The sequence below is a fragment of the Bhargavaea ginsengi genome, assembly GCF_900109165.1.
Lineage (GTDB): Bacteria > Bacillota > Bacilli > Bacillales_A > Planococcaceae > Bhargavaea > Bhargavaea ginsengi.
In genome coordinates this window covers 74,603-100,769 of record NZ_FNZF01000005.1, presented here as the reverse complement: position 1 = coordinate 100,769, position 26,167 = coordinate 74,603, and the positions used below count along the sequence as shown (strand labels likewise).

The following is a 26,167-nucleotide window of genomic DNA, read 5'->3' as shown; positions in this document are numbered from 1 at the left end:
ATGATAGCGGAGGCATAGACTAAGGACATTTGCACGATTGGAGGATACACTTATGGCAGCGATCACGAAGGATCAGGTGAAGCACGTCGCGAATCTTGCGCGCCTCGCCATTACTGAAGAAGAAGCTGAACACTATACAGAAAAACTTGCATCGATCATCGAGTTTGCCGAGCAGCTGAACGAAGTGGATACATCGGGCGTTGCACCGACGACGCACCCGGTGCCGCTTGTCAACGTGCTCCGGAAAGACGAGCCGGCCAAAGGGCTCGACCGCGACCTGATGCTGAAAAACGTACCCGAGCATGAAGATGGCATGGTCAAAGTGCCATCCATCCTGGGCTGACGGACAGAGGAGGAAACCAGAAAGATGACGCTATTTAATCATTCCGCTAAAGAGCTCCAGCAGCTCCTACATAGCAAGGAAGTGTCCGTCTCCGAACTGACGGATGAGGCGTTCCGCCGCATCGGCAAGGTCGACGGCGACGTCAAGGCATTTCTTGCGCTCAACGAAGAGCAGGCGAAGGCGCGCGCCGCTGAGCTCGACAACACCCCTGCGGACCAGCGCGGCCCGCTCCACGGCCTGCCGGTCGGCGTGAAAGACAACATCGTGACCGAAGGCCTCGAGACGACATGCGCAAGCCGCATGCTCGGCGGATTCGACCCGATCTACCACGCGACGGCTGCGAAAAAGCTTGACGATGCCGGCCTGATCACAGTCGGCAAAGTCAACATGGACGAGTTCGCCATGGGCGGATCGACCGAAAACTCGTACTACAAAAAGACGGCAAACCCTTGGAACCTCGACTACGTCCCGGGCGGCTCGTCCGGCGGTTCCGCCGCTGCTGTGGCAGCAGGGGAAGTTCCGTTCACACTCGGCTCCGACACGGGCGGCTCGATCCGCCAGCCGGCAGCATATTGCGGCGTCGTCGGCATGAAGCCGACCTACGGCCGCGTTTCGCGCTACGGCCTGGTCGCATTCGCTTCGTCGCTTGACCAGATCGGCCCGATCACACGCACGGTCGAGGACAACGCGTTCCTCCTGTCGGCGATCTCCGGCCATGACCCGTATGACTCCACGTCGTTTGATATCGATGTACCGGACTTCGCATCGGCTCTGACAGGCGACATCAAGGGACTCAAGATCGGCATCGCTTCCGAATACCTCGGCGAAGGCGTCGGGGAAGCGTCCCGCAACGCCGTCAAAGACGCGATCAAGGTTCTGGAATCGCTTGGTGCCGAAGTGGAGGAAGTATCGCTTCCTTACACGAAGTACGCGCTTCCAGCCTACTACCTGCTCAGTTCGTCCGAAGCGTCTTCGAACCTCGCGCGCTTTGACGGAATCCGCTACGGCTACCGCGCGGAAGACGCTGCCAACCTTGAAGAGATCTACAAAAAGACGCGCTCCGAAGGCTTCGGGGACGAAGTGAAGACACGGATCATGCTCGGCACGTTCGCCCTCAGCTCCGGCTTCTACGACGCGTACTACAAAAAGGCGCAGAAAGTCCGCACGCTCGTGCGCGATGACTTCACGAACGCATTCGAGAAATACGATGTCGTCATCGGCCCGACTTCGCCGACAGCTGCGTTCAAGCTAGGCGAGCAGATCGACGATCCGCTCACGATGTACGCGAACGACATCCTGACAATTCCGGTCAACCTGGCCGGCGTCCCGGCGATCTCGGTCCCTTGCGGATTCGACAATGGCCTGCCGCTCGGTCTCCAGATCATCGGCCGCCACTTCGACGAGTCGACCGTCTACCGCGTCGCGCACGCGTTTGAGCAGGCGACCGACTTCCACAAGCGGATGCCGGAAATTCGGGAGGGATTGGAACAATGAACTTTGAAACCGTCATCGGACTTGAAGTCCACGTTGAACTAAAAACAGACTCGAAGATTTTCTCTCCGGCCCCGAACCATTTCGGCGCGGGCCCGAACATGAACACACACGTCATCGACCTCGGCTACCCGGGTGTCCTCCCGGTGCTCAACAAGCGCGCCGTTGAGTTTGGCATGAAGGCCGCATTGGCCCTGAACTGCCAGATCAACCAGGAGACGAAGTTCGACCGGAAAAACTATTTCTACCCGGACAACCCGAAAGCTTACCAGATCTCCCAGTTCGACAAGCCGATCGGCGAACACGGCTGGATCGAGATCGAGGTTGAAGGCAAGAAAAAGCGCATCGGCATCACGCGCCTCCATCTCGAGGAAGATGCAGGCAAGCTGAACCACACCGACAAAGGCTACTCCCTCGTCGACTACAACCGCCAGGGCACGCCGCTGATCGAGATCGTTTCCGAGCCGGACATCCGCACACCGGAAGAGGCTTACGCGTATCTCGAGAAGCTCAAGTCGATCATCCAGTACACGGGCGTTTCCGACGTGAAGATGGAAGAAGGCTCGCTCCGCTGCGACGCCAACATCTCGCTGCGCCCATACGGCCAGGAAGAATTCGGCACGAAGGCGGAGCTGAAGAACCTGAACTCGTTCAACTTCGTCAAGAGGGGCCTCGAGCACGAACAAAAACGCCAGGCGGAAGTTCTTCTTTCCGGAGGCATCATCGAGCAGGAGACCCGCCGCTTCGACGAGTCGACCGGCAAGACGATCCTCATGCGCGTCAAGGAAGGCTCCGATGATTACCGTTACTTCCCGGAACCGGACCTCACCGATATCGTCATCGACGATGAATGGATGGAGCGTATCCGCGCGGAAATTCCGGAACTCCCGGATGCCCGGAAAGAGCGCTATGTGAGTGAACTTGGCCTCCCGGCATACGACGCGATGGTCCTGACCCTCACAAAGGACATGTCCGACTTCTTCGACGCGACGGTACAGGCCGGAGCGGACGCGAAGCTCGCTTCCAACTGGCTCATGGGCGAAGTTTCCGCCTACATGAACACGAACCAGAAGGAACTCTCGGACACCGGCCTCACGCCGAACAACCTCGCGGGCATGATCAAGCTCATCGAGGAAGGCACGATCTCCTCGAAGATCGCTAAGAAAGTGTTCAAGGAGCTTGCCGACAACGGCGGCGAAGCTGAAAAAATCGTTAAGGAAAAAGGCCTCGTCCAGATCTCCGACGAAGGCGAACTCCTGAAAGTCGTCACCGAAGTGCTGGACAACAACCAGCAGTCGATCGACGACTTCAAGGAAGGGAAAGACCGCGCCGTCGGCTTCCTCGTCGGCCAAGTCATGAAAGCGACGAAAGGCCAGGCCAACCCGCCGCTCGTCAACAAGCTCATCAACCAGGAAATCCGCAAACGCTGATTCCGGAGACCGTCCTTTTGGGGCGGTCTTTTTGTTATGGATAGGGGTCGGCATGGGGTGAATGTGCAGACTCGGGGGCTGAATGTACAGACTCGGGGTCGGAATGTACAGACTCGGGGTCGGAACGTGCAATCTCGGGGGTGAAACGTGCAGACTCGGGCAACCAACGTGTAAACTCACGGACAGCATATGTTTTCACGCTCATTGGGTCAAATCTATTAGTCTTTATCACGTTCACGGGTGCTTACTGTACTTTCGGAAGAGGATGGTGTACTTTCCCGCCGGCTTGGTGTACTTTCCGGCGAGCTTACTGTACTTTCACGACCTGATTGTGTACTTTGGGTGCGAAAACCCGCCGCCAGCAAACACTCTCGAGAGGAGCTTTTCAACCGTGACAAATCTCTTAGTCCTGAAGGCGTCCCGGGAGAAATTCTTGATCATAAACAGCCCTTCCGTCACGGTTTAACCTTACCGCCTTGGTCAATAGAGAAGGAGAGGCATTCTTTGAAAGGAGAGGTTCACATGAAGAAGCTATGGTACGGGGGAATGGCGAGCGGATTGCTGGCGGCGGTATTGGCCGGCTGCGGAGGACAGGACCAGGGGACGGACAACGGAGAGACGGACACGGGTACCGAGGACACCGAAAATACTGAAACCGTCCAGGAAGATACAGGTTACAATCCGGCAGATGATGTTATCGTCGAGTTGGAAGATGTGGAAGGGGAGCCGGTGGGCCAGGCAACCCTCAGTGAAGTGGACGAAGGAACCGTCCATGTGGAACTCGCAGTCGAGAATCTCCCGGCCGGGACGCACGCGTTCCATGTGCATGAAAAGGGAAGCTGTGAAGCACCGGACTTTGAGTCAGCGGGCGGACATTATAATCCCGGCGACACTGAGCACGGCAAGGACAGCGAAACCGGCCCGCATGCCGGTGACTTCGAGAATATAGAAGTTGATGAAGACGGCACGGCAAATGTAGAGTTTGATACGGACCAGATCTCTCTGCAGCAAGATGCCGACAACACACTGTTCACTGAAGAAGGCACATCGCTTGTGATCCACGCAGGGGAAGATGATTACTCTTCGCAGCCATCCGGGGATGCGGGTGAGCGGATTGCCTGTGGCGTCATTCAGCAGTGATTCAGAAATAAAACGGAATGATGGTTCCTTTGACTGAAATTCAGTAAACTGGATTCAGGAGGGGATCTCAGATGAAAACCGAACAGCAGTACTTTGAAGAAGGCAAAACGCTCACCGACTATATGGAGGGCATGACGACCCACAAGGAAAACAGCGAAAAAGTATACGAAGGATTCAAATTGCCGCAGGATGACGAGTTCATCAGTCTCCTCAAGGAAAAGCAGCCGCATATTCTGGTCATCACCGAAGACTGGTGCGGGGATGCGATGATGAACAACCCGATTCTCCGTCACATCGTCGAGGCGGCTGACATCGAGGCCCGCATCGCTTACCGCGACGCGGACACAGAACTGATCGACCGATGGCTCACAAACGGCGGCCGCTCGATTCCGGTTTACCTTCTTCTGGATAAGGACGGGGATGTCCTTGCCAAGTGGGGCCCGCGCGCGCCCCAGGTGCAGGAATACGTGATGGAGCAGCGTGAGTCACTCCCGCCGAAGGATGCTCCTGACTTCGAGGAAAAGCAGAAGGAACTGTTTAAGAATCTCTACGTCGAGTATACTTCCAACGCTGATTATTGGCTTTGGGTGTACGAAGATATCCGCCGTACGTTCATGGGCGCCCTCCAGAAACAGGACTGAACGTCCGGCTTGCACGTTCAGCCGGACAGGCATATGATGGATGAAAGAAAGGGGAGTCGGCTGTTGCCGGCTTCTTTTTGGTGACCAACGCAACATTTGACGGAACCCGCCGTCATATCCTATATAAGAACCCAAGAAGCGAGAGGACAACCATGACCAAACGTGCAAGAATCATCTACAATCCGACATCCGGCCGCGAAGTCTTCCGGAAACACCTTCCGGAAGTGCTCGTCCGGCTGGAGGAGGCAGGCTATGAGACATCCTGCCACGCCACGACGTGTGAAGGCGACGCTACTGAGGCGGCCAAAACAGCGGTCGAACGCGGCTTTGACATCATCATCGCTGTCGGCGGCGACGGCACCCTGAACGAAGTCGTGGCCGGGGTGAGCGGCTACGAGAAGCGTCCGAAAATCGGTCTGATCCCAATGGGAACGACAAATGATTTTGCCCGCGCCGTCCATATCCCGCGAGACATCGATGACGCGCTGGATATCATCATCGCCGGCGATACGATCCCTGTCGACGTCGGCATCGTCAATGACCGCCACTTCATCAATATCGCAGGGGGCGGCAAGATCACCGAGCTGACCTACGAAGTGCCGAGCAAGCTGAAGACCGTTCTCGGACAGCTTGCCTATTACCTGAAGGGCATCGAAATGCTGCCTTCCATCAAAGCTTCACGCGTCCGGATCGAATACGACGGAGAAGTGTTCGACGATGAGGCCATGCTCTTCCTCGTCGGTCTCACCAACTCCGTCGGCGGATTTGAGAAGCTGTCGCCCGATGCCAGCATCAACGACGGCCGGTTCAGCATGTTCATTCTAAAAAAGTGCAATCTATACGAATTTATCCGTGTTGTCAGCCTGGCGCTCCGCGGCGAGCACTTAAGCGACCCGCTTGTCATCCATGCCAAGCCGACGAAGATCGAAGTCACATCGGATGAGAAAGTCCAGCTGAACCTCGACGGCGAGTTCGGCGGCATGCTGCCAGCCCGTTTTGAAAACCTCCACCGCCACATTGAAATGTTCGTCCCGATCAATGAGATCAAAGAACAGGACAGAGTGTGATTGGATGAACCCCCGCTTCGGCGGGGGTTATTTGTTTGGGTAGTTCCATCCACACAACAAAAAAGATCCGGCACCCGGCCGGATCTTTTCGTTTCTTTTATAGGGCGTCAATCGCCATGTCCTGTTTTTCCGCGAGATCGGGGATATCGTTGACGGCAGCCCAGCGGATATGGAGCGTAAGTCCCTGGTCCTTGCCCTCGCCGGTGACGGTGTGTTCCCATTCGTCGGGGCCGTCTCCCTTGTATTCCAGCTGGAAGATCGTGCGCTCGTATTTCCGGTCGCGATGACGGGGGAAGTACGTGTTTTTCGCGAGCTTGCCGATGAGGACCAGGTCATCCTTCTGGATACCTGTCTCTTCTTCGATTTCGCGATAAAGCGCATCCATCAAGAGTTCGCCGCGATCGATCGTTCCGCCCGGCACTTGCATACCCGACTCGGGATTGTCCTTCATCGTGTAAACGAGCAACTGCTGGTCCGGCCCGTCTCCGCGAGTAATATAAGCCAATACTTTCTTTCTGAGTTCAACCATCATAACGGCCGGCACCTCCTGTAAGTAGTTCATACATTGTACCTAATTCTTAGAAATTTCGCAACACTAAGTGTCACCATTCTGTCACTTGACCTTAACTGAATGTTCATAACAAGCTCGAAAAACTGTCTCATTCATAGCGTTATTCCCTCATAAACCAAGGGTATACTGGATGAAGAAAGAGAGGGATGCCCCGTGTACAAGAAACAGGAACGCTGGCTCATGTGGCTCGCATTCGCCGTGGCAGCCATTATGCTGCTGTCAATTGCGGGCAGAATCTTTGGGGGATGACTATGTGTACATACCCTAATTCAGTGCATTTGAAACGAGGGGGGAAACAGGATGGGAAATGAAGAGTCGGTGTTTTTTTCGAGGGTGCTCACAGAGCTGACCCTGAGCTTCCACATCATCTACGCCACAATCGGCGTCGGTGTACCGCTTATGATCATGATCGCCCAGTGGGTGGGCATCAGGAAAAATGACGAACACTATATTCTCCTCGCACGCCGTTGGGCACGGGGATTTGTCATCACGGTTGCCGTTGGGGTCGTGACCGGGACCGCCATCGGCATGCAGCTGTCGCTGCTCTGGCCGAACTTCATGGAACTGGCGGGACAGGTCATCGCACTCCCGCTGTTCATGGAAACGTTCGCGTTCTTCTTTGAAGCGATCTTCCTGGGGATCTACCTCTACACATGGGACCGGTTCGATAACCAGAAAAAGCACTTGCTGCTGCTCGTCCCGGTCGCAATTGGGGCGTCGTTCTCGGCAGTATTCATTACAATGGTCAACGCGTTCATGAACGCGCCGCAGGGCTTCGACATTGTGGACGGCGAACTCGTCAACATCCAGCCACTCGTCGCGATGTTCAACCCCGCGATGCCGACAAAAGTGGCACATGTGGTCATCACGGCCTATATGACATCTGCATTTATCCTTGCTGCAATCGCCGCATTCCGGCTGCTCAAGGGCTCGGATCACGTGTACCACAAAAAGGCGCTGTTCCTCACGATGAAACTCGGCCTGATCTTCTCGATTGGCGCTGCCGTCATCGGCGACTTCTCGGGGAAATACCTCGCCGAATACCAGCCTGAAAAGCTGGCTGCCGCCGAATGGCATTTTGAAACCGAAGGCGAGGCGCCGCTCATGCTGTACGGCGTGCTCGACGGCCAAGAAGTCAAATACGCCATCACGATCCCGTACGCGCTCAGCATCCTTGCACACTCGGACCCGACGGCAGAAGTGATTGGGCTGAACGACTTCCCGGAAGACGAGATCCCGCCGCTCTATATCCACTATCTGTTCGACACGATGGTGACGATCGGCGTGCTCATGATCATGGTTTCCGGCCTGTACTGGCTCGGCAGGCACATGAGATGGCGGTTTATCCACTCACGCTGGTACCGCTGGCTGATCGTCGCGGGAGGACCACTGACAGTCATCGCAATCGAAGCCGGCTGGTGGTATGCGGAAGTCGGGCGCCAACCGTGGATTCTGCGTGACATTATGAAAGTGCCGGAGGCTGCCACGACGAGCGGCCATGTCGACACGATGCTATACCTGTTCGCAACACTCTATCTGATTCTCGGCGTCGGCAGCGTCGTCGTGCTTAGGCGGATGTTCCGCAAAAACCCGGTCGAACGCGAAATCGCCGACCGCGAGGCGGAAGTCCGTGAAGGAACAAGAAAGGGCGGTGATCACCGATGAGCCTTGAAGTGCTCGGCATCACGGTCCTCATGACCTTCCTGTTCGGCTACATCATCGTCGGTGCCATCGACTTCGGCGCAGGATTCTTCAATGCCTACAGCCTGCTGACGGGGAAGGAGCACATCCTGACAAACGTCATCCAGCGCTACCTGTCCCCGGTGTGGGAAGTGACGAACGTCTTCCTCGTGTTCTTCTTTGTCGGGATGGTCGGATTCTTCCCGTCGACGGCGTTCTACTACGGCACGACGATGCTTGTACCGCTTAGTATCGCGCTGATCCTACTGGCGATACGCGGATCGTATTACGCGTTTGAAACGTACGGCGCAAGTGGTCATAAAGGTTACTCGTTTATGTACGGCCTTGCTGGCATTTTGCTTCCGGCTTCTCTCTCGATCGTCCTGACGATCTCCGAGGGTGGATTCATCGACATGGTCGACGGCCAGCCGGTCCTCGACTACGGCGCTCTGTTCACGAGTCCGCTCACCTGGTCGATCGTCTTCCTGTCGATTGCAGCGACGCTCTACATCTCGGCGGTGTTTCTCACCTGGTACGCCGACAAGGCGGGTGACCGCGATGCGACGGAACTCCTCAGGAAGTACGCGCTCATCTGGTCGCTGCCGACGATCATCACGGCAGGCGGCATCGTCTGGGAGCTCCGGAGCCACAACGCCGAACACTACAATCAGCTGCTCGGCCTCTGGTGGATGTTCGCGCTGTCCGGCGCGCTCTTTATCGGCACGGTTTACCTGCTCTGGAAACGGCACAACTACGGCCTCGCGGTCTGGCTCCTGATCGGCCAGTTCGCGCTCGCCTTCTACGGATACGGCATCGCGCACTACCCGTACCTGCTGTATCCACACCTGACGATCCACGACAGCTTCACGAACCCGGCAATGGCGACCGCACTCATCATCGCCTTCATCCTCGGGCTCGGGCTGCTCATCCCGTCGCTGTACCTGCTCCTGCGCCTGTTCCTGTTCAACAAGGACTACGTGAAAGGGCGCAAAAAAGACGAACACGCCTAAAGGGCGAAGGAGGCAAACGTAATGGATGAATTCCTCATGTTCTACGCACCATTCATCGTGCTGATCGGCGCGATCATCCTCGCCTTCATCGTCGCCCCGATGGACGGAGCGGCGACAAGGCCACCGAAGGAAAAGAAGAAGTAATAGAAAGAAGCCGTCCCGTGGTATGGGGCGGCTTTCGTGGTGGAGAGGAAGTATCGGGACATTCGTGTGCGGTATTGAGACATTCGAGGGGAGTATCGAGACATTCACATGTATTATCGAGACATTCGGTGCAAGTATCGAGACATTCACACCACTCACAAGTTTACTCTAATCAAACAGGCCGCACTCTGATAAAATAAACCCAACTGCACTGAATCGGAGGAAAATAATTTATGGCTTACGCAGTCCAACAAAACGACCGGCTGATCGGCGAAATCACCGACCTGACCCATGACGGCTCAGGCGTGGCGAAGATCGACGGCTATCCGCTTTTCATTCCCGGGGCGCTTCCAGGCGAAACCGTCGAATTCAAGGTCACCAAAACGCTCAAGAAATATGGGTTCGCAAAGCTCCTCAACATCGTCGAGCCGTCGGAAAACCGCGTCGAGCCGCCGTGCCCGGTATTCCCGGAATGCGGCGGCTGCCAAATCCAACACCTTTCCTATGAGGGTCAGCTGGAGCGCAAGCGCAAGATGGTCCGCGACGTCATGGACCGGATTGCGAAGCTTCCGGACGTTCCTGTCCATCCGGTGAAAGGTATGGAGCACCCGTGGCGCTACCGAAACAAGTCCCAAATCCCGTTTGCGGAGCGGGACGGAAAAGTTGTTGCCGGCTTTTTCCGCCGAGGCACCCACACGATCATGGACACCGAAACGTGCCTGATCCAGTCGACAGAGGCCGACGTCGTCATGCGCACGATCAAGCACAGCCTGCACGAGCTCGGCATCAAGGCGTACGACGAACAAAAGGACAAAGGCTTCCTTCGCCATGTCGTCATCCGGAAAGGGAAGGCGACCGGCGAGACGATGGTCGTCCTCGTCACCCGAAACCGAAAGTTCAAGAAGAAGGACGAGGTCGTCGAACTGATCCGCAGCGTCGTACCGGATGTGACATCGATCGTCCAGAACGTCAATGACCGGAAAACGAACGTCATCATGGGTGATGAGACGATTCCGCTCTACGGACCGCCCGTCATCACCGACAAGATCGGCGGCGTGACATTCGAAATCTCCGCCCGCTCGTTCTACCAGATCAACCCCGACCAGACGGAAGTCCTATACTCGCAGGCACTCGAATACGCCGCCCTTAGCGGGAACGAAACCGTCATCGACGCCTACTGCGGGATCGGAACGATCTCCCTGTTCCTCGCGAAGCAGGCGAAGGAAGTGTACGGCGTCGAAATCGTCCCTCAGGCGATTGAAGACGCCAAGCGCAACGCCGAGGTGAACGGCTTCACGAATACTCATTTTGAAGCCGGAGCGGCAGAAGACGTCATCCCGCGCTGGTACAAGGAAGGCAAGAGATTCGACGTACTCGTCGTCGACCCGCCAAGGAAAGGCTGCGACGAGCACCTGCTTCGCACAATCCTCGAGTACCGTCCGAAGCGCCTCGTCTACGTCAGCTGCAACCCGGCGACGCAGGCCCGTGATCTCCGCATCCTCGAAGACGGCGGTTACAAAACGAAGGAAGTACAACCGGTTGATATGTTCCCTCAATCGAGTCATGTGGAAGCAGTGACTTGGCTGGAATTAGATCAATAAAACTATGGCGAACTCCGGTTTGGAGTTCGTTTTTTTCTCCGGATAGAAGTTAAGATAGACTTAAGGAGTCTAAGTATTGCGAAAATGGTTCCAATGATAGCCAAAATGTAGCATAATTAACATGAGTATATTTGAAATGCCATAACAACTACTCATCTGTGATAACCGGAGTATTTATTGTGCTTTGAATTAAGGTATATAAGATTATCGCCGTCAAGTTTATGAAGGACATTTAATGTTGATTTTCTGTAGCTGTTACAGCACAGAAAAGAAGTTTGCCGTGCTTTTCGGGCTCAAATAATTTAATAAACAGAAAAGTAGGAGGCAGATAAAATGGAAAATAATAATGAAAATATAGTGAATGCTTTTGAAGAACCTAAAAATAGTATTTCAAAAGAGAAAACTTTTATAAAGGGAATGTTAAATAGTGAAAGATTAGACACTGATACTTTGAAGGCATATTTCACAGGGTATAATGAAAGATTGCCTGAATTTTTTGTTGCTTTTACAGAGATAGTAAAAGGTGATCAAAAAGCTACTGAAAGTATTATTCATGCTGATCAACAGTCCACGACTGAGTATATAAAATCATTAAATCAACAGTTAGAATTTTTGATAGAGAGAAGCAAGGCAGCATTGACCGAACAAGAGCGAGCAGATCTGTTTAAACAAACTGAGGAAATTTTGAACCGGGAACGTGAGGAAAAACGAGAGCAACGCGAATATACTAAACAACTTAATGAAGAACAAAAAAAACAAAATCGTTTTTTTGCTGGTTCAGCAGTTGTAGTAGCTTCAGTTGGTGTACTCGGAATTTCAATAGCTGTTAATCCGGAAAGAACAATAAAAGTTGCAAAAGAAGCGATTAGATTTATTAAAGAATGAAAGCCTGATATTTGAAATTTCTCCTCGACTATCAGATCAACCCTGAGCAGATGGAGGTCCTGTATACGCAGTCACTTGACAACGCTAACCTCAGCTGGAGCGAAACCGTCATCGACGCATACTGCGGTATCGGCACGATTTCTCTCTTCCTCGCTAAGAAAGCGATGGAAGTATTCAGCGTCGATTACCGTCCCTTGGCCATCGAAGACGCCGAGCTCAAAAAGAAGGCTGCGAAAAGCACTTGCTCCGGACCATCCTCGAATACCGCCCTAAGCGACTCATTTACGTCAGTTGCCATCCCGACCACACTCGCCCGTGACCTCCGCATCCTGGAGAGCGGTGGCTACAATACAAAGGAATTACAGCCGTGTGCAATCGAGTCTTGTCGAAGCGGTAACATGGATGAATTTCACTTATTGAAAAGCGCAAAATTTCCATGTATATAATTACCTCGCCCAGAAAAATAGAATTGATGTGAATTAAGAGATGGGCAGTTAAGATAAGATTTTTGTCTAAGTCTTAAAATATGGAAATTCCTTTATAATGCAAAAAAACATTAGAATTGGTAAAGACGGTGAGATACTTGAATAGATTATCGAAACAAAAAAAAGGTCGCCAAGAACGGAAAGGGTTATTCGAAGTTCGGCAAGAGGGGAATAATGCAGCTATTATATTTGTGCATGGACTACAGGGACATCCTTTTAACACATGGACAAAAAAGGGTCATAAATCTATGCCCCTTATGCTTCTAGAAGATAGTGCTTTTGACGGGTATGACGTTTTTACATTTGGATATGACACAGGATTTATATTAAATAGACATGAATTCAAAGATATATCAAATCTCCTATTTACAGAAATAAAGGCTAGGATTGAAGATTATACCAGTATTTATTTTATCTCCCATAGTATGGGGGGGATTATTGTTCAGAGTCTACTTGCAGAGCAAGTTGAACATAGAAACCAAACTTTTATTCAGAGTGTCAGAGGAATAGTTTATTTGGCAGTCCCCTTTTTAGGATCTTCTATTGCTTCTGCTGCTACGATTCCCTATATATTTATGCCACCAATACTTGGAGAAAGTGTAGTCTCTATACAAGTACGATCATTAAAAGTTTTTAGTAAGGATCTTTCTGAGAATGCGGATAAATGGAATCGATATAGACAAAAAGAATTGGCACACCTTAAGGAACTAAACTTATATGGCCAATCTGATAAGACTGTAGCAGTTCCTTCTGCACGTGCACCCTACATTACAAATTCATATGCAGTTCCCGAGGGGCACATTAGTATTTGTAAAGTAGATCAAAATAATACCGTATATATAAAAGTGAGAGCTTTCTTTACAGAACAAAAAAAAAATATTGTTAAAAGGAAAGCTAAAAATGGCCAGGAAGAAGTAAGTCAGTATATACGATGGATTAAACTCCGAACACAAAATTTTATTGTTCCGGGTGCAAATGTTCCTTTATCTATTGAGCATGCTTGGGCAAGTTTACATGTATTAGAGGAATCGAATGAAAGAAAGGTTGATTCGTTAGAAAAGGAAATTGCAAAATATCATGAATGGGAAAGGCTTAGTCATAGGTATAAACGAAAAAATGCTCAAGAAATCATGGAGTTGGGTACAAGAATTATTCTAATAGGTGGACCTGGCTCGGGAAAAAGCACATTAGCTCGAAGAGCAGTTAATAGATTGTCAACAAAAGGAGAAAAGGTATTATATGTCCGCCTTCCTCATGTAGCCAAGGAAATGGAGCAGGGGAAATCTTTTGAAAATGCATTATGGTCTGTTGCACTTGATGGGTATGCCGGAGATAAAGAATTATTGCAAACAGAATTAAATTATTCAAACATTCTTATTGCCGATGGATTGGATGAATGCGGATTACTCCGAAGAAGAGTAAGTGAATCATTGTATGAATGGTCGTTGGGCAGAGACGATAGTAGAGTTGTAGTTACAACTCGTCCAATTGGTTACAATCCTGCCCACTTCAATTCATTTAATCATGTTGAAATATTACCGTTGGATGAAACTGAAATAAGTACCTACTCTCTAAAACTACTGGGTTTATTAAATGATCACGAACATAAAGCAAAAGAGATGAATAGCAGTTTTAAAACACAATTAGAAAATAATAAAATGGCGAAAGTAGCAGCAAGAAGTCCGCTTCTATTGAATTTTTTGATTCTATTACACAATTCTGGACAAACCTATGGAAGATATCGTGCTGAGTTGTATAACAAAATTCTTGAGGTATGGATAAAACAATCAGATAGAGTTGATGGAAAAAACCTGAATGAACAAACAGTGTTTCGTTCTATAGAATTAATTGGGTGGATTTTACAAAATGCTTCTAATGGTATTGGTGGTAGATCTAAGCAAGATATTACCGAACAATTAGCTTCTTTTATAGAAGTTGAGCTAGGGGAAAAACCTTTAAAAGCAAGACAAGTAGCCTCAGACTGTTTAGATTTTCTGAAGGAAGTCGGGTTGTTGGAGGAGCTGAACGCTGGCTATGAAAGTGGTTACACATTTATACATTTAAGTTTAGGTGAGTACGCAGCTGGTAGATATATCGCTGGCTTGTCATCCCAACAACAAATAGAAATTTTCAGGGAGAATAAACATTCTCCAATGTGGCGTGAACCACTTCTATTGGCAGCAGGTGTTGGAAGTGCACGACTCTTTGTAGAATATTTGATATGCAATTTTCAAGAGGAACACGATATCCATAATGATGTAGCATTCTTGGGTGCAATTTTAGCTGAATCTCATCCGCTCCCCGATTTAAATAGAATAGTTGTTAGTAAAGCTATAGATACTCTCTGCTCTAGCGTGCCTATTCTTTGTTTTGAGGCTGGTAAAGCTTTGGAAGGAATTGCACAACAAGAACCAGATTGGACTTTTAGTTTAGTGGAACCATTATTACAACATAATCAATCCTGGACTAAGCTAGTTGCCTATAAACTCGCTATATTGACAAACAAATTGTTAGTTGATGTAAATAAAATTAATAACTTAATTACATTATCTCCGGATAGTTCCGCATTTGAGGATTTTAATAAACTGAAGATGAAGGAAGAGTGGTTAGAATGGAATAAAACGATTGAATTAGCAATGGAGAAATTATTGCAAGACGATTCGGTAGATGATTCTCACCTAATAAAAGTATTAAAAGACCTTAAGGAAGTTGGTTTTAATGCTAGATTTCATTTAAATATATCAAAGAAATTCAATGAACTTGGAAAAAAAGATTTATTAAATATTCTTAATGAAGACTTAAATTTAAGTCGGTTTGATTTTAAAAGCACTTCATTGAAAATGGTTGAGGGTGAGAAGGCATTACTTAAATCTATTCTTAGGAATATATCAAGTAGAAAAGAGAGTTCTTTTAAAGTAGGGGATTCTGTGTCAGAATTGGGCAAGCTATATCATTGCATGGGGTTGGGAGATAGCCCTATATATGATTTACATCCTTTGATTGATGACCTGCAATTAAATGTTGTTGATGAAGTTATCAAGGGAATGATGCTTGTGCATGGAACTGATAAAGATAGAATATATGATGAAATTCAGTGGATCCTACAAGAGCACGACAGTGAAAGTATTATTTTATCTATGATTCCAGATGTCATTGGCTTAGAACCAAACTGGGACAAAGGTGACAATCAATTAAATAGGGATCTGTTAATAGAAGGGTTAAGTTATCCATCGCAAACAATTGCTAGCAATGCAGTACTATTACTGGTGAATTGTTTTGGAAAAGAAGATCTTATTGAACCTATTAAAAATGTATTAAGGGAGGCAAAGGGAGAAAGCTTATTTTATTTCTCAATGTTACTTAAACATGCCTTTGAGGGTGATTGTATTGAATTAGTTCTTGAAAGGTTGAATGGAGAGAAATCAAATGGCATTCAATATTTATTTAATACACTTTCTAGTTTAAAAATACAAAATTATGAAGTTGAAATTGATAAAGCATTAATTAATGGAATTAAAAATAATGAACCGGTAATTGTTAAAAGTGCGGCAATAGCAATGATTAACTTAAATAGAAAATGTAATGAGGAAGAAATAAAGAAATCTATATCATTTTGGAACGATAATGGAGTGAAATGTGAAAAGGATAACATAAACGTTATTGGTTCTCATTGTCCCGAATGCAAAGTAGTTCCAGAAAGCCCATTGCCAGATTTAATTAGGTTATTAAGAGAATCAATTTTATTAACTTTTGAGGAAAGGAAGTACTTCTCTCAACATCCGAGACAAGATGTAAAAGAAGCGGGGTTAGAAGTTCTTTCAATTTACCTCTCCAATAATCCTAGGGATATTAAAGGATTAGTAAAAGATATATGTTCAGAAGAAGAATCACCAATTTTATTGGAGGCATTATTCGCTATAGACTCTTCAATATTAGTAACTTATTCCTCTGAAATTCTTTTATTAATTAATAGTAATTCTTTCGAGGTGAGAAAGAAATTAGTAAGAGAACTCTCTTCTAGTCCTTGGGCAAATAAAGACAACTCAATTACAGTTTTGGAAAATGCACTCAATGATAAAGATCCTAGGGTTCGCAATGAAGCTGTTATATCTATGCGGGCCATGTAGTTTACCTTGGAGTTTAAAAAAGGAATGTTTAGTGTGGGGAAATCTAGTGCAGTAAAGGTGAAAGAGTCTTAGGCTTTATTCGATGCACTCATTGACTACACTGGTTATATACACATCGCGGAATATTTGACCAAGAAGTTCCAAGCCGTAGCTATGTGAATTTGAACAACGCAAACAGCTTCCAAACCAAAAACGGGCTTGGAAGCTGTTTTTCGTTATTCCGTCTCAGGGAAAAAAACTTGTGCTGTTTTGATATCCACAAGCGCCGGACCACCCAAATGAAATGCATCCTCCAACACCGATTCAAGCCGATCAACCGACTCAGGCCGAAATGCTTTCCAACCACAAGCTTCTGCGAGTTTGACGAAGTCGGGGTTGGTGAGATCGGTCCCGATGACTTTTGTCCCCATGACATCGATTTTGTCTTTTTCCATCTGCAGGGATTCGTTGTTTAGTACGACGACTGTGATATCGAGTCGGTAGCGGGTGGCTGTGAGAAGATCCGCTAGCACCATCTGCAGTCCACCGTCTCCGACAATCGCGACGACCTGTTTGTCCGGATGGATCAGTTTGGCAGTCATGGCGGCGGGGAGGCCGAAGCCCATGGTCCGCCAGTAGCCGGAGAATACAGTTGTCTGGTTGGTCTGCCGGAAGTTGCGGTTCGTCCATACGGTATTGTCTCCTGTATCCAGCGCGAGGATGGCGTCTGGAGCGACGGTCCGATCAAGCGCGCGGATGATCCGGGAAGGGTGGACGGGATACCCTTCGGAATTACCCTCATTTTCATTGTCACGGGCCCATTTTTCTTTGACATCCTGGCAACGCGCCACCCAGTCGTCAGAACGGGAGAAGCCTTCAAGATGTTCGTTTAATAAAGGAAGCACCTCTTCTGTCGTACCGGCGATCCCAAGCTCGACGGGGATGTTCTTTTCGATTTGGTTAAAGTAGCGGTCAATCTGGATCACCCGCGCGTCTGTCGGGACGTGACCCTCCGGCCACCAGGTGGTTCCTGCAAGAAGGACCACATCCGCCTGCTTGAATAACTCTGACGCATGCGGGTTGCCGCCTTCACCAATGCCTTGCAGCATCAGCGGAGCGGATTCTTCAATTAAGCCTTTACCGCCAAGGCTCACCAGGATGCCAGCGCCCCATAAGTGGGCCAGTTTCTGGAGGTCTTCTGCAGAACCGGCCGCTCCAGATCCGGCGAGGATCATTGGCCGTTTAGACGATTTCATGATGTCTGCCGCTTTTTCCAGGCTTTCCTTTGTAAAGACGGCGGTGCCTTCGAGAACTTCAGCGAGTGGGCGCGGTGTTTCTGTCGTCTTTTCCATGAACAGATCCTTCGGCACGGACAGATGGGTGACGTCCCGTTGCCTGAGCGCGGTGCCTACCGCTTTTTCGAGGAGATCAACCGCGGCATCAGGGCTCGCCAGGTTCGCGGAATAGGCAGCAAAAGGCTTTACCAGATCCTGCTGATTGATGAACTGCGGAGTCGCTGTTCCGAATTTGTCAGTAGGAGCCTGTCCGGTGAGCGCAAGGACAGGGGCGCGATCTGCATGGGCATCGCCGAGGCCATTCAGCAGGTTCGTCGCACCAGGACCCATCGTCGCCGTACAGACGCCGAGCCCTCCAGTCAGCTTCGCTTCGGCGGATGCCATGAATGCCGCCGTCGACTCATGTTTGGTTGTAATGAACTGGATCTGATCCTGTTTGGCCAGTGCGTCGATGAACCCGATCGTGGCATCGCCCACGACCCCATAAATGCGCTTAACACCGTACATGGACAATTGTTCAAGCATCAGCTCAGCAACGGTCCGCTCTGTTTTTGTCATCAATAATAACCTCCCTAAAGGTACAGGCATACTTGTAACAGGATTCCACTAATGGCACCAAGGCAAACTTGTCCCAAATGCGCGCTGTGTGGAGTACGGAAGCGCCAATCTAAGAAATTCCGGACCAAGAAAAATCATGCTACACTATATGAATCAATAAATAATGAGGAGCATCAGCATGACACAACATCAGATGGCGGTACTGCGCGTAAACGGCAAGGCGGAAAAGGGCTTGGAGAATACGGTCAATGTGAGGGATCTTCCGGCTTTTTCTGTTGACGAACCGGAGCGTCTTGGCGGCACGAACACGGGACCAAATCCGCTTGAGTACTTCCTGGGCGCGCTTTCGGCCTGCACGTCCATCATGGTTGCCTATGTAGCCAAGGAACAGAATTTCAACTACGAAGGACTTGAGTATGATGCTTCCGGAACCTTGGATCCGCGCGGTTTCCGTGGCGTAGAAGGCGTCCAGACTTATTTTCAGTCTGTTCAGCTGAATATGGTAGTCGAGACAGGGGAAGATGAGGATGCTTTGGAACGTCTTAAAGAGGCGGTCGAAAAAAGATGTCCTTTGTACAATCTTCTGAAAGACGCCGGTGTAGAAGTGAACAGCCACTGGACGATTAAACAAAAAAGCCAACTTTAAAATGGCGATTAATCCGGTCACACGGCTGGAAATTCACTTAGTTAATTGATACGATTCAACAATAATTGATTGGATTGTATCCGCAATGAGAGGACTGGAGTAAGAAATGAAAGAGAATTTTTGGCGCAATTTGCCGCGGCCGTTTTTTGTGCTTGCCCCGATGGAAGATGTGACGGATGTAGTGTTCCGACATGTCGTCGCTGAAGCCGGCAGGCCGGATGTGTTTTTCACCGAGTTCACGAACTCGGACAGCTATTGCCATCCGGAGGGGATCAGCAGTGTTCGCGGCCGATTGCTTTTCACTGAAGACGAGCAGCCGATGGTGGCGCATATCTGGGGGGACAAGCCCGAGTATTTCCGCCAGATGAGCATCGGTATGGCGGAAATGGGATTCAGCGGTCTTGATATCAATATGGGCTGCCCGGTGCCGAATGTTGCCACGAGAGGGAAGGGCAGCGGACTGATTCTGCGACCGGATACTGCAGCGGAGCTGATCCAGGCGGCTAAAGCGGGCGGACTGCCTGTCAGCGTGAAGACCCGTCTTGGCTTTAATGAGGTCGATGAGTGGCAGGAATGGCTGACTCATATCCTGGAGCAGGATATTGCGAACCTTTCGATCCATCTGCGGACGAGAAAGGAAATGAGCCAGGCCGATGCGCACTGGGAACTGATCCCGGAAATCAAGGAACTGCGTGACCGTGTGGCACCGGATACGTTGCTGACGATCAACGGGGACATCCCTGACCGCCAGAAGGGCCTTGAGCTCGTGGAGAAATACGGAGTGGACGGCGTCATGATCGGACGCGGGATTTTCAAGAATCCGTTTGCCTTCGAGAAAGAGCCGAAGGAACACAGCACTACGGAAAACCTTGATCTTCTGAGGTTGCACCTTGACCTTCACGATCAATACATCGAGGAAGTGCCGCGTTCCATCACCGCGCTTCACCGCTTTTTCAAGATCTACGTCAAAGGGTTCCGCGGAGCGGGCGAGCTGAGGAATCTGCTGATGCAGACAAAGTCCACCGACGAAGCACGTGCGCTGCTGGACCGGTTTGATCCGGAAGCCTGATTGGATAAGCAGGAAAGAGCCTTTTCTGAATGAGAAGGCTCTTTCATTTTGACCGTCCGTATTTGAAGGGAGAGAAACTTTTGTGAAACAGTACGATGTGATTTTGTTCGACGTGGATGACACGCTGATGGACTTCGACAAATCAGAGCAAGCGGCATTCGGCAGTGTGTTCGGGAAATATGAGCTGCCGGATGGACTTGAGCGATACAGGAAAAGCTACCGGACCATTAGCGAAGTCCTGTGGCGCGATCTGGAAAACGGGAAACTGGGCCTGGGGGAACTGGGTTCAGAACGGTTCAGGAGATTATTTCTGGAGCATGAGCTGGATATGGATGCAGTCGTTTTTAATCAGGATTACTTAGGTTTCCTTGGAGAACAGATGCATCTGGTCCCGGGAGCCGAGAAGGTCATCGAAGCCCTATCCCACAAACGCCTGGCCATCATCACAAACGGGTTCAAGAATGTGCAGACCTCCAGAATCGGGCGTTCTCCATTTAAAGATTCGTTTGAGCAGATCATCATCTCGGAAGCCACGGGATTTAGAAAGCCGCAAAAAGAAATCTTTGATTATGCGTTTGAGCAGCTGCATATCACGGACCGTTCTTCTGTCCTGATGGTCGGCGACTCTCTGACTTCTGATATTCAGGGCGGACTGAACGCCGGGGTGGACACGTGCTGGTTTAATCCGGCCAACAAGGAAAACCAAACACCGATCGTTCCTACGTATGAAATCAGTAGGCTAGAAGATCTTTTGGACATTGTCATCTGATGCGAGCCCCAGCAATGGGGTTCGTTTTTTTATTGGTCCGTCTTCAACTGGATTTGTGGTTGTGTGATAATTGGAATAGATTACTAGAGAAAAGGGGGTGCCGGTTTGAATAGCGTTACGGAAACCATCAAAACAGAGTCCATCCAGTCTTTCCAATCAACCATCCGCAAGATGGAAAAGGGGTTGGCGCAGATGAAGGAAAAAGGAGCCAATACGACTCTGATCGAGAAGCGGCTCCATGCGATGAGGATCGGGCTGGCCCTGTTGGAGAACGTCTGGAACCGACAATCCCATCATTACGGGCAAGGGGTATTGTCAGATGCCCGCACTGTGCTCCGCGGTCTGATGCCGTCCATTGAAAAGGCATATGCTAATTCCAAGACCGGCAGCCCCCAGCGTACATTGCTCGAACGCAGGCTGAAATCACTGGAGCTTGCGATACAGGCAATCGATGAACAATGCAGAGAATGTGATGTCTAAATAAACGATAGGAAATCGTATCAGAAAAGAGGGGGAACCGGATGGAGGAAGAAGTCAGGCACTTGCCGCCACCGCATAGGTATGCGGTCTGTTCAAATGATGAGGTCCCGATCAAGTCGTTCTATCAGGATATTTTCAGTGATGTCTTTATCTTCTTCCATCCGTTCATCAAGCCAGTGACCTTACCGCTTGAACAGTATTTTTCAGACCCTCGACTGGGAAAGCAAGAGATCATGCGGCACTGTGAAGCTGTCGGGTGGCAGGAGTTTCTTTCGCTCTCCGGAATCAAATCGGTTCGCCAACTGGATATCGGCCTTCGCACTGGGATCAGCGGACTAAAAGAAAAATATGCTGACGAACAGCTTGCTGAAAGAGTCTTTGCAGTGTGCGCGGAGCACCGTCTGGTTCCGCCAACTGAAGGGTTCTTGCCGGAGCTGCTGATCAATGACGTATTGGGTGCCGTGAAGAAAGAGGGGTACGAGTGGCTCTGGGTTGGCGACGAATTTTGCACGGAGCGGAAACTTGAATATATTGATGACCTGATCACGGGTGACATGATGGAAAGGAATAATCTGTTTACGCATGAGCAATCTCTCCTCATCACGACCCATTGGGACAGCCATTTTTCAATGATCTGCTCAAATGATGGAAAGAGGCTGGAGCGGATCGTCCAAAACTGTAACTTGGAAGGCTTCTACTGCGACGACCGGACAGAAATCTACTGGAGCGTCAGAAATTGATCCATAAACAGGGGACTAAGGGGCGATGACATGGCGGAGCTGTGGGACATCTATGATGCGGAAAGAATGAAAACAGGCAGGACGATGACGCGCGGCGGCGAATTCAAAGAGGGAGACCTTCATCTGGTCGTTCATGTGTGCATCTTCAACCGGGAAGGAAAGATGCTGATCCAGCAGAGGCAGACGTTCAAGGAAAGCTGGCCCGGCATGTGGGACCTGACGGCGGGTGGAAGCGCGACAGTTGGCGACAGTAGCCAGATAGCCGCGGCAAGGGAGCTCGAGGAGGAGTTGGGAATCCGACTCGACCTGGAAGGGGTACGCCCACAGTTGACCATCAACTTTGAACGGGGGTTCAATGACGTCTATCTGATTGAAAAAGAGATCGATCTTAGACAGCTCACCCTGCAGTACGAGGAAGTTCGTGACGCCAAATGGGCAACAGCCGATGAAATCGAAGCGATGATTGAAGATGGCACGTTCATCCCGTATTACCCGAGCCTGATCCGGCTGCTTTTTGATATCCGCAGGCAATACGGCTGCCGCATGACTGACAGGAGGCAGGCGTCATGGTGAGGATTCTTCTGCATCTAGAAGGCTTGGCCATTCTTCTGTTTGCCCTGTACCTGTATGCTTCCCATTCACTTAGCTGGCCGATGTTTTTCATCCTGCTTTTCGCACCGGATCTTGCCGCACTCGGATACCTGGTCGATTTGAAAACAGGGGCCAAGATGTATAACTACTTTCACACCACTTCTATCCCGATCGTCCTGATCATCGCAGGACTCGTCTTTAACAGCGGATTCATTCTGGCAATCGGCCTGATCTGGCTGGCCCATATCGGGATGGACCGCATGCTCGGCTACGGGCTCAAGTATCCGACCCGCTTTAAGGACACCCATTTGAGCCGCGTTTAATATCAACCAATTTAGGGGGCAATCAAATGAGCATCGGTGCATTTTCGCTTAGCCTGACTGTCAAGGATCTTCAGGCATCCAAGGAATTCTATGAGAAACTCGGCTTTTCCGCGCTTGGCGGGGACGAAGAAAACGGCTGGCTGATTCTGAAAAACGAGGACTGCGTGATCGGGCTGTTCCAGGGGATGTTCGAGAAGAACATGCTGACATTCAACCCTGGGTGGAACAGCAACGCGGAAGAAGTAAATCCGTTCAGGGACGTGCGGGCGCTTCAGGAAGACCTCAAGGCAAAGGGGATTAAATTCATTACAGAAGCGGACACCTCGACGGAAGGACCGGCGCATTTTGTCATCGAAGATCCGGACGGCAACCCGATTCTGGTGGACCAGCATAGATAAAAGTGAGCCGGCCCGAGCGATCGGGCCGGCATTCTGATGAGAGGTGATTCAAATGGATACAAAATTCCCTGAGCTCACGACCGAAAGATTGCTTTTGAGAGCTGCCACTCCCGCTGATGCAGACGATATGCTGCGCTACCTGTCCGATCCGGAAGTGATGAAGCATACCGGCATGGAACTTTTCCAGACGGCGGAAGACGTATTGGATGAAATCCGGTGGTACCGCTCCCTTGTGGAAGAAGGCAGCGGAATCCGGTGGGGCATTGCGCTCAAAGAGTCCGGCAAGATGATCGGAAGCTGCGGTTTCCATAACCGGGAGCCCAAACATTTCCGTGCTGAAATCGGGTATGAACTCAGCCCCGAGCATTGGGGAAAGGGCATTGCAAGTGAAGCCTTACAGGCAGTGGTCCGATACGGATTCAGCCATCTCCAGCTGGAGCGGATCGAAGCACTGATCGAACCCGAAAACGAGCCTTCTCTCCGGCTCGTGGAGAAAAACGGTTTCCAGAGAGAAGGTCTGCTGCGACATTATGAATACGGACGGGGCAGGTTCGATGATCTGTATATGTACTCCATTTTAAAAGAGGATATCGATTTAGCGGATCGGGTTGGCTAAGATTCCTGAGGGAGTAGCTAAAGGGGAGTGGGAGGGTGAAGCAAATCCGGAAGAAACCTGTTGGAATGACCATAGCCCTCATCTATCTGGTCACTTTCTTTGTCCATACCGTCCTCATCTGGTTGGAAGACGGACGCGCGGTTCTGGGGGCGGTGATGGCAGTCCCGCTGACCGTCGTCTTCGCCTATCAGGCACTTTATTGTAAACTCCAGGTCAGATCCACATTGGGCCTGCACCGTCCGACCTTGAAAAACATGGTGTTTTCCATACTCCTCCCGGTATTGCTCGGAATCATTTTTCATGTCTATCTAAGCTTTCAGGACATGCAGTTTCTGGTCGAGCAGGAGAAGGAACTGGGTCTGTTGTTGGTATCCGGCCTGACCGTTGCGTCCTTATCCGCATTATTGGAAGAAGTTGTTTGGCGCGGAAACTTACATCACCTCCTGCGAAAAAAACATTCCCTGTTCCGGACAGCAATCATCACGGCTGCAGTCTGGTCGCTATGGCACTTGCCGATTGCCGTTTTTTATAAAGGATACGAGAATTTGTGGGTGGGAATCACATCTTACATTGGTCTGTTGTTCTTGATCTCCATTATGCTCACCTATGTTAGAGAAATTGGCCGATCGGTCATCCCGGCGGCCATCCTGCACGGGATGCTGAATGTCTTCTATCTGTCCGGCGGGCTGCAATCCGTAACAGCAGAACAGGAGGAACTGTCCAAATTGCTGCTTTATACGGTAGTGACGGGCATGATGGCGCTGGCTTATGGAATGCACTTGAACAACATTCAAGTCATCAAAAGAAAGTCAACGGTTTGAGAAGGAGAGGAGGCATGTCCGTGATCAATGAAATCGTTTTGAAACCACCGAGAGCGGGCCGCTCCAGTCAAACCAGGAGCACAATGACATGCGGATCAAAATGAGTGCGAGGCTAGTGCCTATTAGATGGCCATCTCCACGATTCCGATGACAATGAGCAGCCCGCCCGCAAGGACGCCGGGGTGTCGTCCTAAATAGAAGCGGGTGAGAGCGCCTCCAAAACGGTTGCCGCAATGGATCGTAAGGAAGGAGAATACCCCAATGGACAATACTGTAGCAGTCATCGGGCCTCCGCTCACACCCATGCCGAAACCGCCAGCGAGTGAATTGGCGGACAGCAGGAAGCCTGGTGGAAGGACTTCACGAACGGAGAGGATCCGGTTACCGTCTTTATCGGCATGTAAGTTGTTTTTGCAGAGAGCCTGATTTGGCTTCAATTCCTGGATAAGCATCCACACTCCGATCAAACAAAGCATGAAACCGCCAAGCCGGTTTGCGATTTGCTCTGGCATGATGTAGGCCAGGCCTTCCGCAGCCACCATGGCCAGAGCGGTGACCATCATAGACAAGATTGCAATCACAGCGTTCGAGAGGATCGGAATCCGGACTTTTTGGATGCCGTAAGCCAGGCCGAACCCCAAATTATCCAGGTTTGCTGCGATTCCCAAAAACAAAATCGTTAACCATTGCACGATCTCCTCCTCCCTCCATATCCAATCAGTATATGGGCAGAGTGAAGAAGGTACTGGGCATGATTTGTTGTTCATTATGCAATGAAGTCGGCGCCGACAAAAGCGCGGCTGAACTAGCGGGAAAGGAGCCGACAAATGAAAACTAGCATCAGGTCCATCCGATTTGAAACCACGGAAAGCGGCCCGCTCCGTCCAAACGAAGACCGGGTTCATGACGTTCGCATCACGAGGGATGGAGTAATTATCCATGAGATCATTGCCATTGATGACGCGGGAGGTATCTTCCACCAGAAAGATGAATATGAGATTGATCCGGACCAATCAGCGGCTTTTCTTGAATCTTTACTCACGGATTTTCGCGTCAATCAATGGAAAACGGATTTCGGTTCTCCGGTTCTGGAAGGAAGGACATACGAGGTGACGATCCGTTATGATGACGGATCGGTGCAGCACTCCCGAGGGACCGTTGACCTGCCGCCGGGAGGGCAGGAGATCCGGGAGGCCGTCAGACAGCTTGCGGCATTCAAACAGGAAGCGTGGATTTTCTGATAAGTGGTTTCCCGGATAGGCGGCAA

The 26,167-nt window shown here is 50.2% G+C and carries 26 protein-coding genes and 1 pseudogene; 24 read left to right on the top strand and 3 right to left on the bottom strand.

The window, feature by feature from the left end; translation table 11 throughout:
• Positions 1-52: 52 nt before the first annotated feature.
• The 6 genes from gatC (at position 53) to BMX91_RS12630 (ending at position 6,112) form a co-directional block, all read left to right on the top strand.
• Positions 53-343 (top strand): Asp-tRNA(Asn)/Glu-tRNA(Gln) amidotransferase subunit GatC, encoded by a 291-nt coding sequence (gene gatC, locus BMX91_RS12660; RefSeq protein WP_092054980.1) that lies wholly within the window; start codon positions 53-55, stop codon positions 341-343.
• 24 nt (positions 344-367) lie between these two features.
• Positions 368-1,837, top strand: coding sequence for an Asp-tRNA(Asn)/Glu-tRNA(Gln) amidotransferase subunit GatA (gene gatA / locus BMX91_RS12655; protein WP_092054978.1), 1,470 nt, complete (start codon positions 368-370; stop codon positions 1,835-1,837).
• Positions 1,834-3,264: an Asp-tRNA(Asn)/Glu-tRNA(Gln) amidotransferase subunit GatB gene (gene gatB / locus BMX91_RS12650; protein WP_092054975.1), complete on the top strand. Its 1,431-nt coding sequence runs from the start codon at positions 1,834-1,836 to the stop codon at positions 3,262-3,264. Before gatA ends, gatB begins: the two co-directional genes overlap by 4 nt.
• A 522-nt stretch (positions 3,265-3,786) precedes the next feature.
• Positions 3,787-4,404 carry a superoxide dismutase family protein gene (locus BMX91_RS12640; protein WP_092054968.1) on the top strand — a complete coding sequence of 206 codons (618 nt, stop codon included), beginning with the start codon at positions 3,787-3,789 and terminating at the stop codon, positions 4,402-4,404.
• A 71-nt stretch (positions 4,405-4,475) separates the two neighbouring features.
• On the top strand, positions 4,476-5,045 hold the full coding sequence (locus BMX91_RS12635) for a thioredoxin family protein (protein WP_092054964.1): 570 nt from the start codon (positions 4,476-4,478) through the stop codon (positions 5,043-5,045).
• A gap of 152 nt (positions 5,046-5,197) precedes the next feature.
• Positions 5,198-6,112, top strand: coding sequence for a diacylglycerol kinase (locus BMX91_RS12630; RefSeq protein ID WP_092054960.1), 915 nt, complete (start codon positions 5,198-5,200; stop codon positions 6,110-6,112).
• A 97-nt stretch (positions 6,113-6,209) separates the two neighbouring features.
• Here the strand turns inward: BMX91_RS12630 and BMX91_RS12625 are convergent, their stop codons facing one another.
• On the bottom strand, positions 6,210-6,644 hold the full coding sequence (locus BMX91_RS12625; protein WP_092054956.1) for an NUDIX hydrolase: 435 nt from the start codon (positions 6,642-6,644) through the stop codon (positions 6,210-6,212).
• Positions 6,645-6,983: 339 nt separating this feature from the next.
• Between BMX91_RS12625 and BMX91_RS12620 the strand changes: the two genes are divergently transcribed.
• The 7 genes and pseudogenes from BMX91_RS12620 to BMX91_RS12595 all read left to right on the top strand — a co-directional run bounded on the left by BMX91_RS12620 (position 6,984) and on the right by BMX91_RS12595 (position 16,615).
• A complete protein-coding gene (locus BMX91_RS12620; RefSeq protein WP_092054954.1) occupies positions 6,984-8,348 on the top strand; it encodes a cytochrome ubiquinol oxidase subunit I in 1,365 nt (454 codons plus the stop codon).
• On the top strand, positions 8,345-9,373 hold the full coding sequence (locus tag BMX91_RS12615) for a cytochrome d ubiquinol oxidase subunit II (protein WP_092054951.1): 1,029 nt from the start codon (positions 8,345-8,347) through the stop codon (positions 9,371-9,373). The genes BMX91_RS12620 and BMX91_RS12615 overlap by 4 nt, the downstream gene beginning before the upstream one ends.
• Positions 9,374-9,394: 21 nt before the next feature.
• Complete coding sequence (cydS, locus tag BMX91_RS15975) at positions 9,395-9,517, top strand: cytochrome bd oxidase small subunit CydS (RefSeq protein WP_008300041.1); 123 nt, start codon at positions 9,395-9,397, stop codon at positions 9,515-9,517.
• A 233-nt stretch (positions 9,518-9,750) separates the two neighbouring features.
• Complete coding sequence (rlmD, locus tag BMX91_RS12610; RefSeq protein WP_092054949.1) at positions 9,751-11,118, top strand: 23S rRNA (uracil(1939)-C(5))-methyltransferase RlmD; 1,368 nt, start codon at positions 9,751-9,753, stop codon at positions 11,116-11,118.
• A gap of 333 nt (positions 11,119-11,451) precedes the next feature.
• Complete coding sequence (locus BMX91_RS12605; protein ID WP_092054946.1) at positions 11,452-12,003, top strand: hypothetical protein; 552 nt, start codon at positions 11,452-11,454, stop codon at positions 12,001-12,003.
• 29 nt (positions 12,004-12,032) lie between these two features.
• A pseudogene (locus BMX91_RS15935) lies at positions 12,033-12,449 on the top strand (hypothetical protein); the annotation flags it as partial.
• Between the two features lie 137 nt (positions 12,450-12,586).
• Positions 12,587-16,615 carry an NACHT domain-containing protein gene (locus tag BMX91_RS12595; protein ID WP_177168388.1) on the top strand — a complete coding sequence of 1,343 codons (4,029 nt, stop codon included), beginning with the start codon at positions 12,587-12,589 and terminating at the stop codon, positions 16,613-16,615.
• 215 nt (positions 16,616-16,830) lie between these two features.
• Here the strand turns inward: BMX91_RS12595 and BMX91_RS12590 are convergent, their stop codons facing one another.
• Positions 16,831-18,447, bottom strand: coding sequence for a thiamine pyrophosphate-binding protein (locus tag BMX91_RS12590; RefSeq protein WP_092054940.1), 1,617 nt, complete (start codon positions 18,445-18,447; stop codon positions 16,831-16,833).
• A 178-nt stretch (positions 18,448-18,625) separates the two neighbouring features.
• Between BMX91_RS12590 and BMX91_RS12585 the strand changes: the two genes are divergently transcribed.
• The 10 genes from BMX91_RS12585 (at position 18,626) to BMX91_RS12540 (ending at position 24,900) form a co-directional block, all read left to right on the top strand.
• Positions 18,626-19,093, top strand: a complete 468-nt coding sequence (locus tag BMX91_RS12585) for an OsmC family protein (protein WP_092054937.1) — start codon at positions 18,626-18,628, stop codon at positions 19,091-19,093.
• Between the two features lie 106 nt (positions 19,094-19,199).
• Positions 19,200-20,162: a tRNA dihydrouridine synthase gene (locus tag BMX91_RS12580; RefSeq protein ID WP_092054934.1), complete on the top strand. Its 963-nt coding sequence runs from the start codon at positions 19,200-19,202 to the stop codon at positions 20,160-20,162.
• Positions 20,163-20,244: 82 nt separating this feature from the next.
• Positions 20,245-20,931 (top strand): YjjG family noncanonical pyrimidine nucleotidase, encoded by a 687-nt coding sequence (locus tag BMX91_RS12575; RefSeq protein ID WP_092054931.1) that lies wholly within the window; start codon positions 20,245-20,247, stop codon positions 20,929-20,931.
• A 105-nt stretch (positions 20,932-21,036) separates the two neighbouring features.
• Positions 21,037-21,411, top strand: a complete 375-nt coding sequence (locus BMX91_RS12570; protein WP_092054928.1) for a hypothetical protein — start codon at positions 21,037-21,039, stop codon at positions 21,409-21,411.
• 41 nt (positions 21,412-21,452) lie between these two features.
• The gene (locus tag BMX91_RS12565) at positions 21,453-22,151 is read left to right on the top strand and encodes a DUF2711 family protein (protein WP_092054921.1); all 699 of its coding nucleotides are present in this window, start codon (positions 21,453-21,455) and stop codon (positions 22,149-22,151) included.
• Positions 22,152-22,181: 30 nt separating this feature from the next.
• Positions 22,182-22,724, top strand: a complete 543-nt coding sequence (locus BMX91_RS12560) for an NUDIX hydrolase (RefSeq protein ID WP_092054918.1) — start codon at positions 22,182-22,184, stop codon at positions 22,722-22,724.
• Positions 22,718-23,065: a DUF4260 domain-containing protein gene (locus tag BMX91_RS12555; RefSeq protein WP_092054915.1), complete on the top strand. Its 348-nt coding sequence runs from the start codon at positions 22,718-22,720 to the stop codon at positions 23,063-23,065. The genes BMX91_RS12560 and BMX91_RS12555 overlap by 7 nt, the downstream gene beginning before the upstream one ends.
• 26 nt (positions 23,066-23,091) lie before the next feature.
• Complete coding sequence (locus BMX91_RS12550; RefSeq protein WP_092054912.1) at positions 23,092-23,463, top strand: VOC family protein; 372 nt, start codon at positions 23,092-23,094, stop codon at positions 23,461-23,463.
• A 52-nt stretch (positions 23,464-23,515) separates the two neighbouring features.
• Entirely contained in the window at positions 23,516-24,079 is a 564-nt protein-coding gene (locus BMX91_RS12545; RefSeq protein WP_092054909.1) for a GNAT family N-acetyltransferase, read from the top strand.
• 35 nt (positions 24,080-24,114) lie between these two features.
• On the top strand, positions 24,115-24,900 hold the full coding sequence (locus BMX91_RS12540; RefSeq protein WP_092054907.1) for a CPBP family intramembrane glutamic endopeptidase: 786 nt from the start codon (positions 24,115-24,117) through the stop codon (positions 24,898-24,900).
• Between the two features lie 122 nt (positions 24,901-25,022).
• On the opposite strand, the gene BMX91_RS15805 is transcribed toward BMX91_RS12540, so the two are convergent.
• The gene (locus BMX91_RS15805) at positions 25,023-25,592 is read right to left on the bottom strand and encodes a manganese efflux pump (protein WP_177168387.1); all 570 of its coding nucleotides are present in this window, start codon (positions 25,590-25,592) and stop codon (positions 25,023-25,025) included.
• Between the two features lie 135 nt (positions 25,593-25,727).
• On the opposite strand from BMX91_RS15805, the gene BMX91_RS15800 reads away from it, so the two are divergent.
• Entirely contained in the window at positions 25,728-26,141 is a 414-nt protein-coding gene (locus BMX91_RS15800; RefSeq protein WP_177168386.1) for a hypothetical protein, read from the top strand.
• Positions 26,142-26,167 lie beyond the last annotated feature (26 nt).

Bases quoted from the DNA above. Each gene is read 5' to 3' on its own strand.
- BMX91_RS12590 (WP_092054940.1), bottom strand. From the start codon at position 18,447: ATGACAAAAACAGAGCGGACCGTTGCTGAGCTGATGCTTGAACAATTG.
- BMX91_RS12605 (WP_092054946.1), top strand. From the start codon at position 11,452: ATGGAAAATAATAATGAAAATATAGTGAATGCTTTTGAAGAACCTAAA.
- BMX91_RS15800 (WP_177168386.1), top strand. From the start codon at position 25,728: ATGAAAACTAGCATCAGGTCCATCCGATTTGAAACCACGGAAAGCGGC.
- BMX91_RS12545 (WP_092054909.1), top strand. From the start codon at position 23,516: ATGGATACAAAATTCCCTGAGCTCACGACCGAAAGATTGCTTTTGAGA.
- gatC (WP_092054980.1), top strand. From the start codon at position 53: ATGGCAGCGATCACGAAGGATCAGGTGAAGCACGTCGCGAATCTTGCG.
- BMX91_RS12565 (WP_092054921.1), top strand. From the start codon at position 21,453: ATGGAGGAAGAAGTCAGGCACTTGCCGCCACCGCATAGGTATGCGGTC.
- gatA (WP_092054978.1), top strand. From the start codon at position 368: ATGACGCTATTTAATCATTCCGCTAAAGAGCTCCAGCAGCTCCTACAT.
- BMX91_RS12620 (WP_092054954.1), top strand. From the start codon at position 6,984: ATGGGAAATGAAGAGTCGGTGTTTTTTTCGAGGGTGCTCACAGAGCTG.
- BMX91_RS12580 (WP_092054934.1), top strand. From the start codon at position 19,200: ATGAAAGAGAATTTTTGGCGCAATTTGCCGCGGCCGTTTTTTGTGCTT.
- gatB (WP_092054975.1), top strand. From the start codon at position 1,834: ATGAACTTTGAAACCGTCATCGGACTTGAAGTCCACGTTGAACTAAAA.
- BMX91_RS12555 (WP_092054915.1), top strand. From the start codon at position 22,718: ATGGTGAGGATTCTTCTGCATCTAGAAGGCTTGGCCATTCTTCTGTTT.
- BMX91_RS12550 (WP_092054912.1), top strand. From the start codon at position 23,092: ATGAGCATCGGTGCATTTTCGCTTAGCCTGACTGTCAAGGATCTTCAG.
- BMX91_RS12585 (WP_092054937.1), top strand. From the start codon at position 18,626: ATGACACAACATCAGATGGCGGTACTGCGCGTAAACGGCAAGGCGGAA.
- BMX91_RS12560 (WP_092054918.1), top strand. From the start codon at position 22,182: ATGGCGGAGCTGTGGGACATCTATGATGCGGAAAGAATGAAAACAGGC.
- BMX91_RS12640 (WP_092054968.1), top strand. From the start codon at position 3,787: ATGAAGAAGCTATGGTACGGGGGAATGGCGAGCGGATTGCTGGCGGCG.
- cydS (WP_008300041.1), top strand. From the start codon at position 9,395: ATGGATGAATTCCTCATGTTCTACGCACCATTCATCGTGCTGATCGGC.
- rlmD (WP_092054949.1), top strand. From the start codon at position 9,751: ATGGCTTACGCAGTCCAACAAAACGACCGGCTGATCGGCGAAATCACC.
- BMX91_RS12630 (WP_092054960.1), top strand. From the start codon at position 5,198: ATGACCAAACGTGCAAGAATCATCTACAATCCGACATCCGGCCGCGAA.
- BMX91_RS12635 (WP_092054964.1), top strand. From the start codon at position 4,476: ATGAAAACCGAACAGCAGTACTTTGAAGAAGGCAAAACGCTCACCGAC.
- BMX91_RS12625 (WP_092054956.1), bottom strand. From the start codon at position 6,644: ATGATGGTTGAACTCAGAAAGAAAGTATTGGCTTATATTACTCGCGGA.
- BMX91_RS12615 (WP_092054951.1), top strand. From the start codon at position 8,345: ATGAGCCTTGAAGTGCTCGGCATCACGGTCCTCATGACCTTCCTGTTC.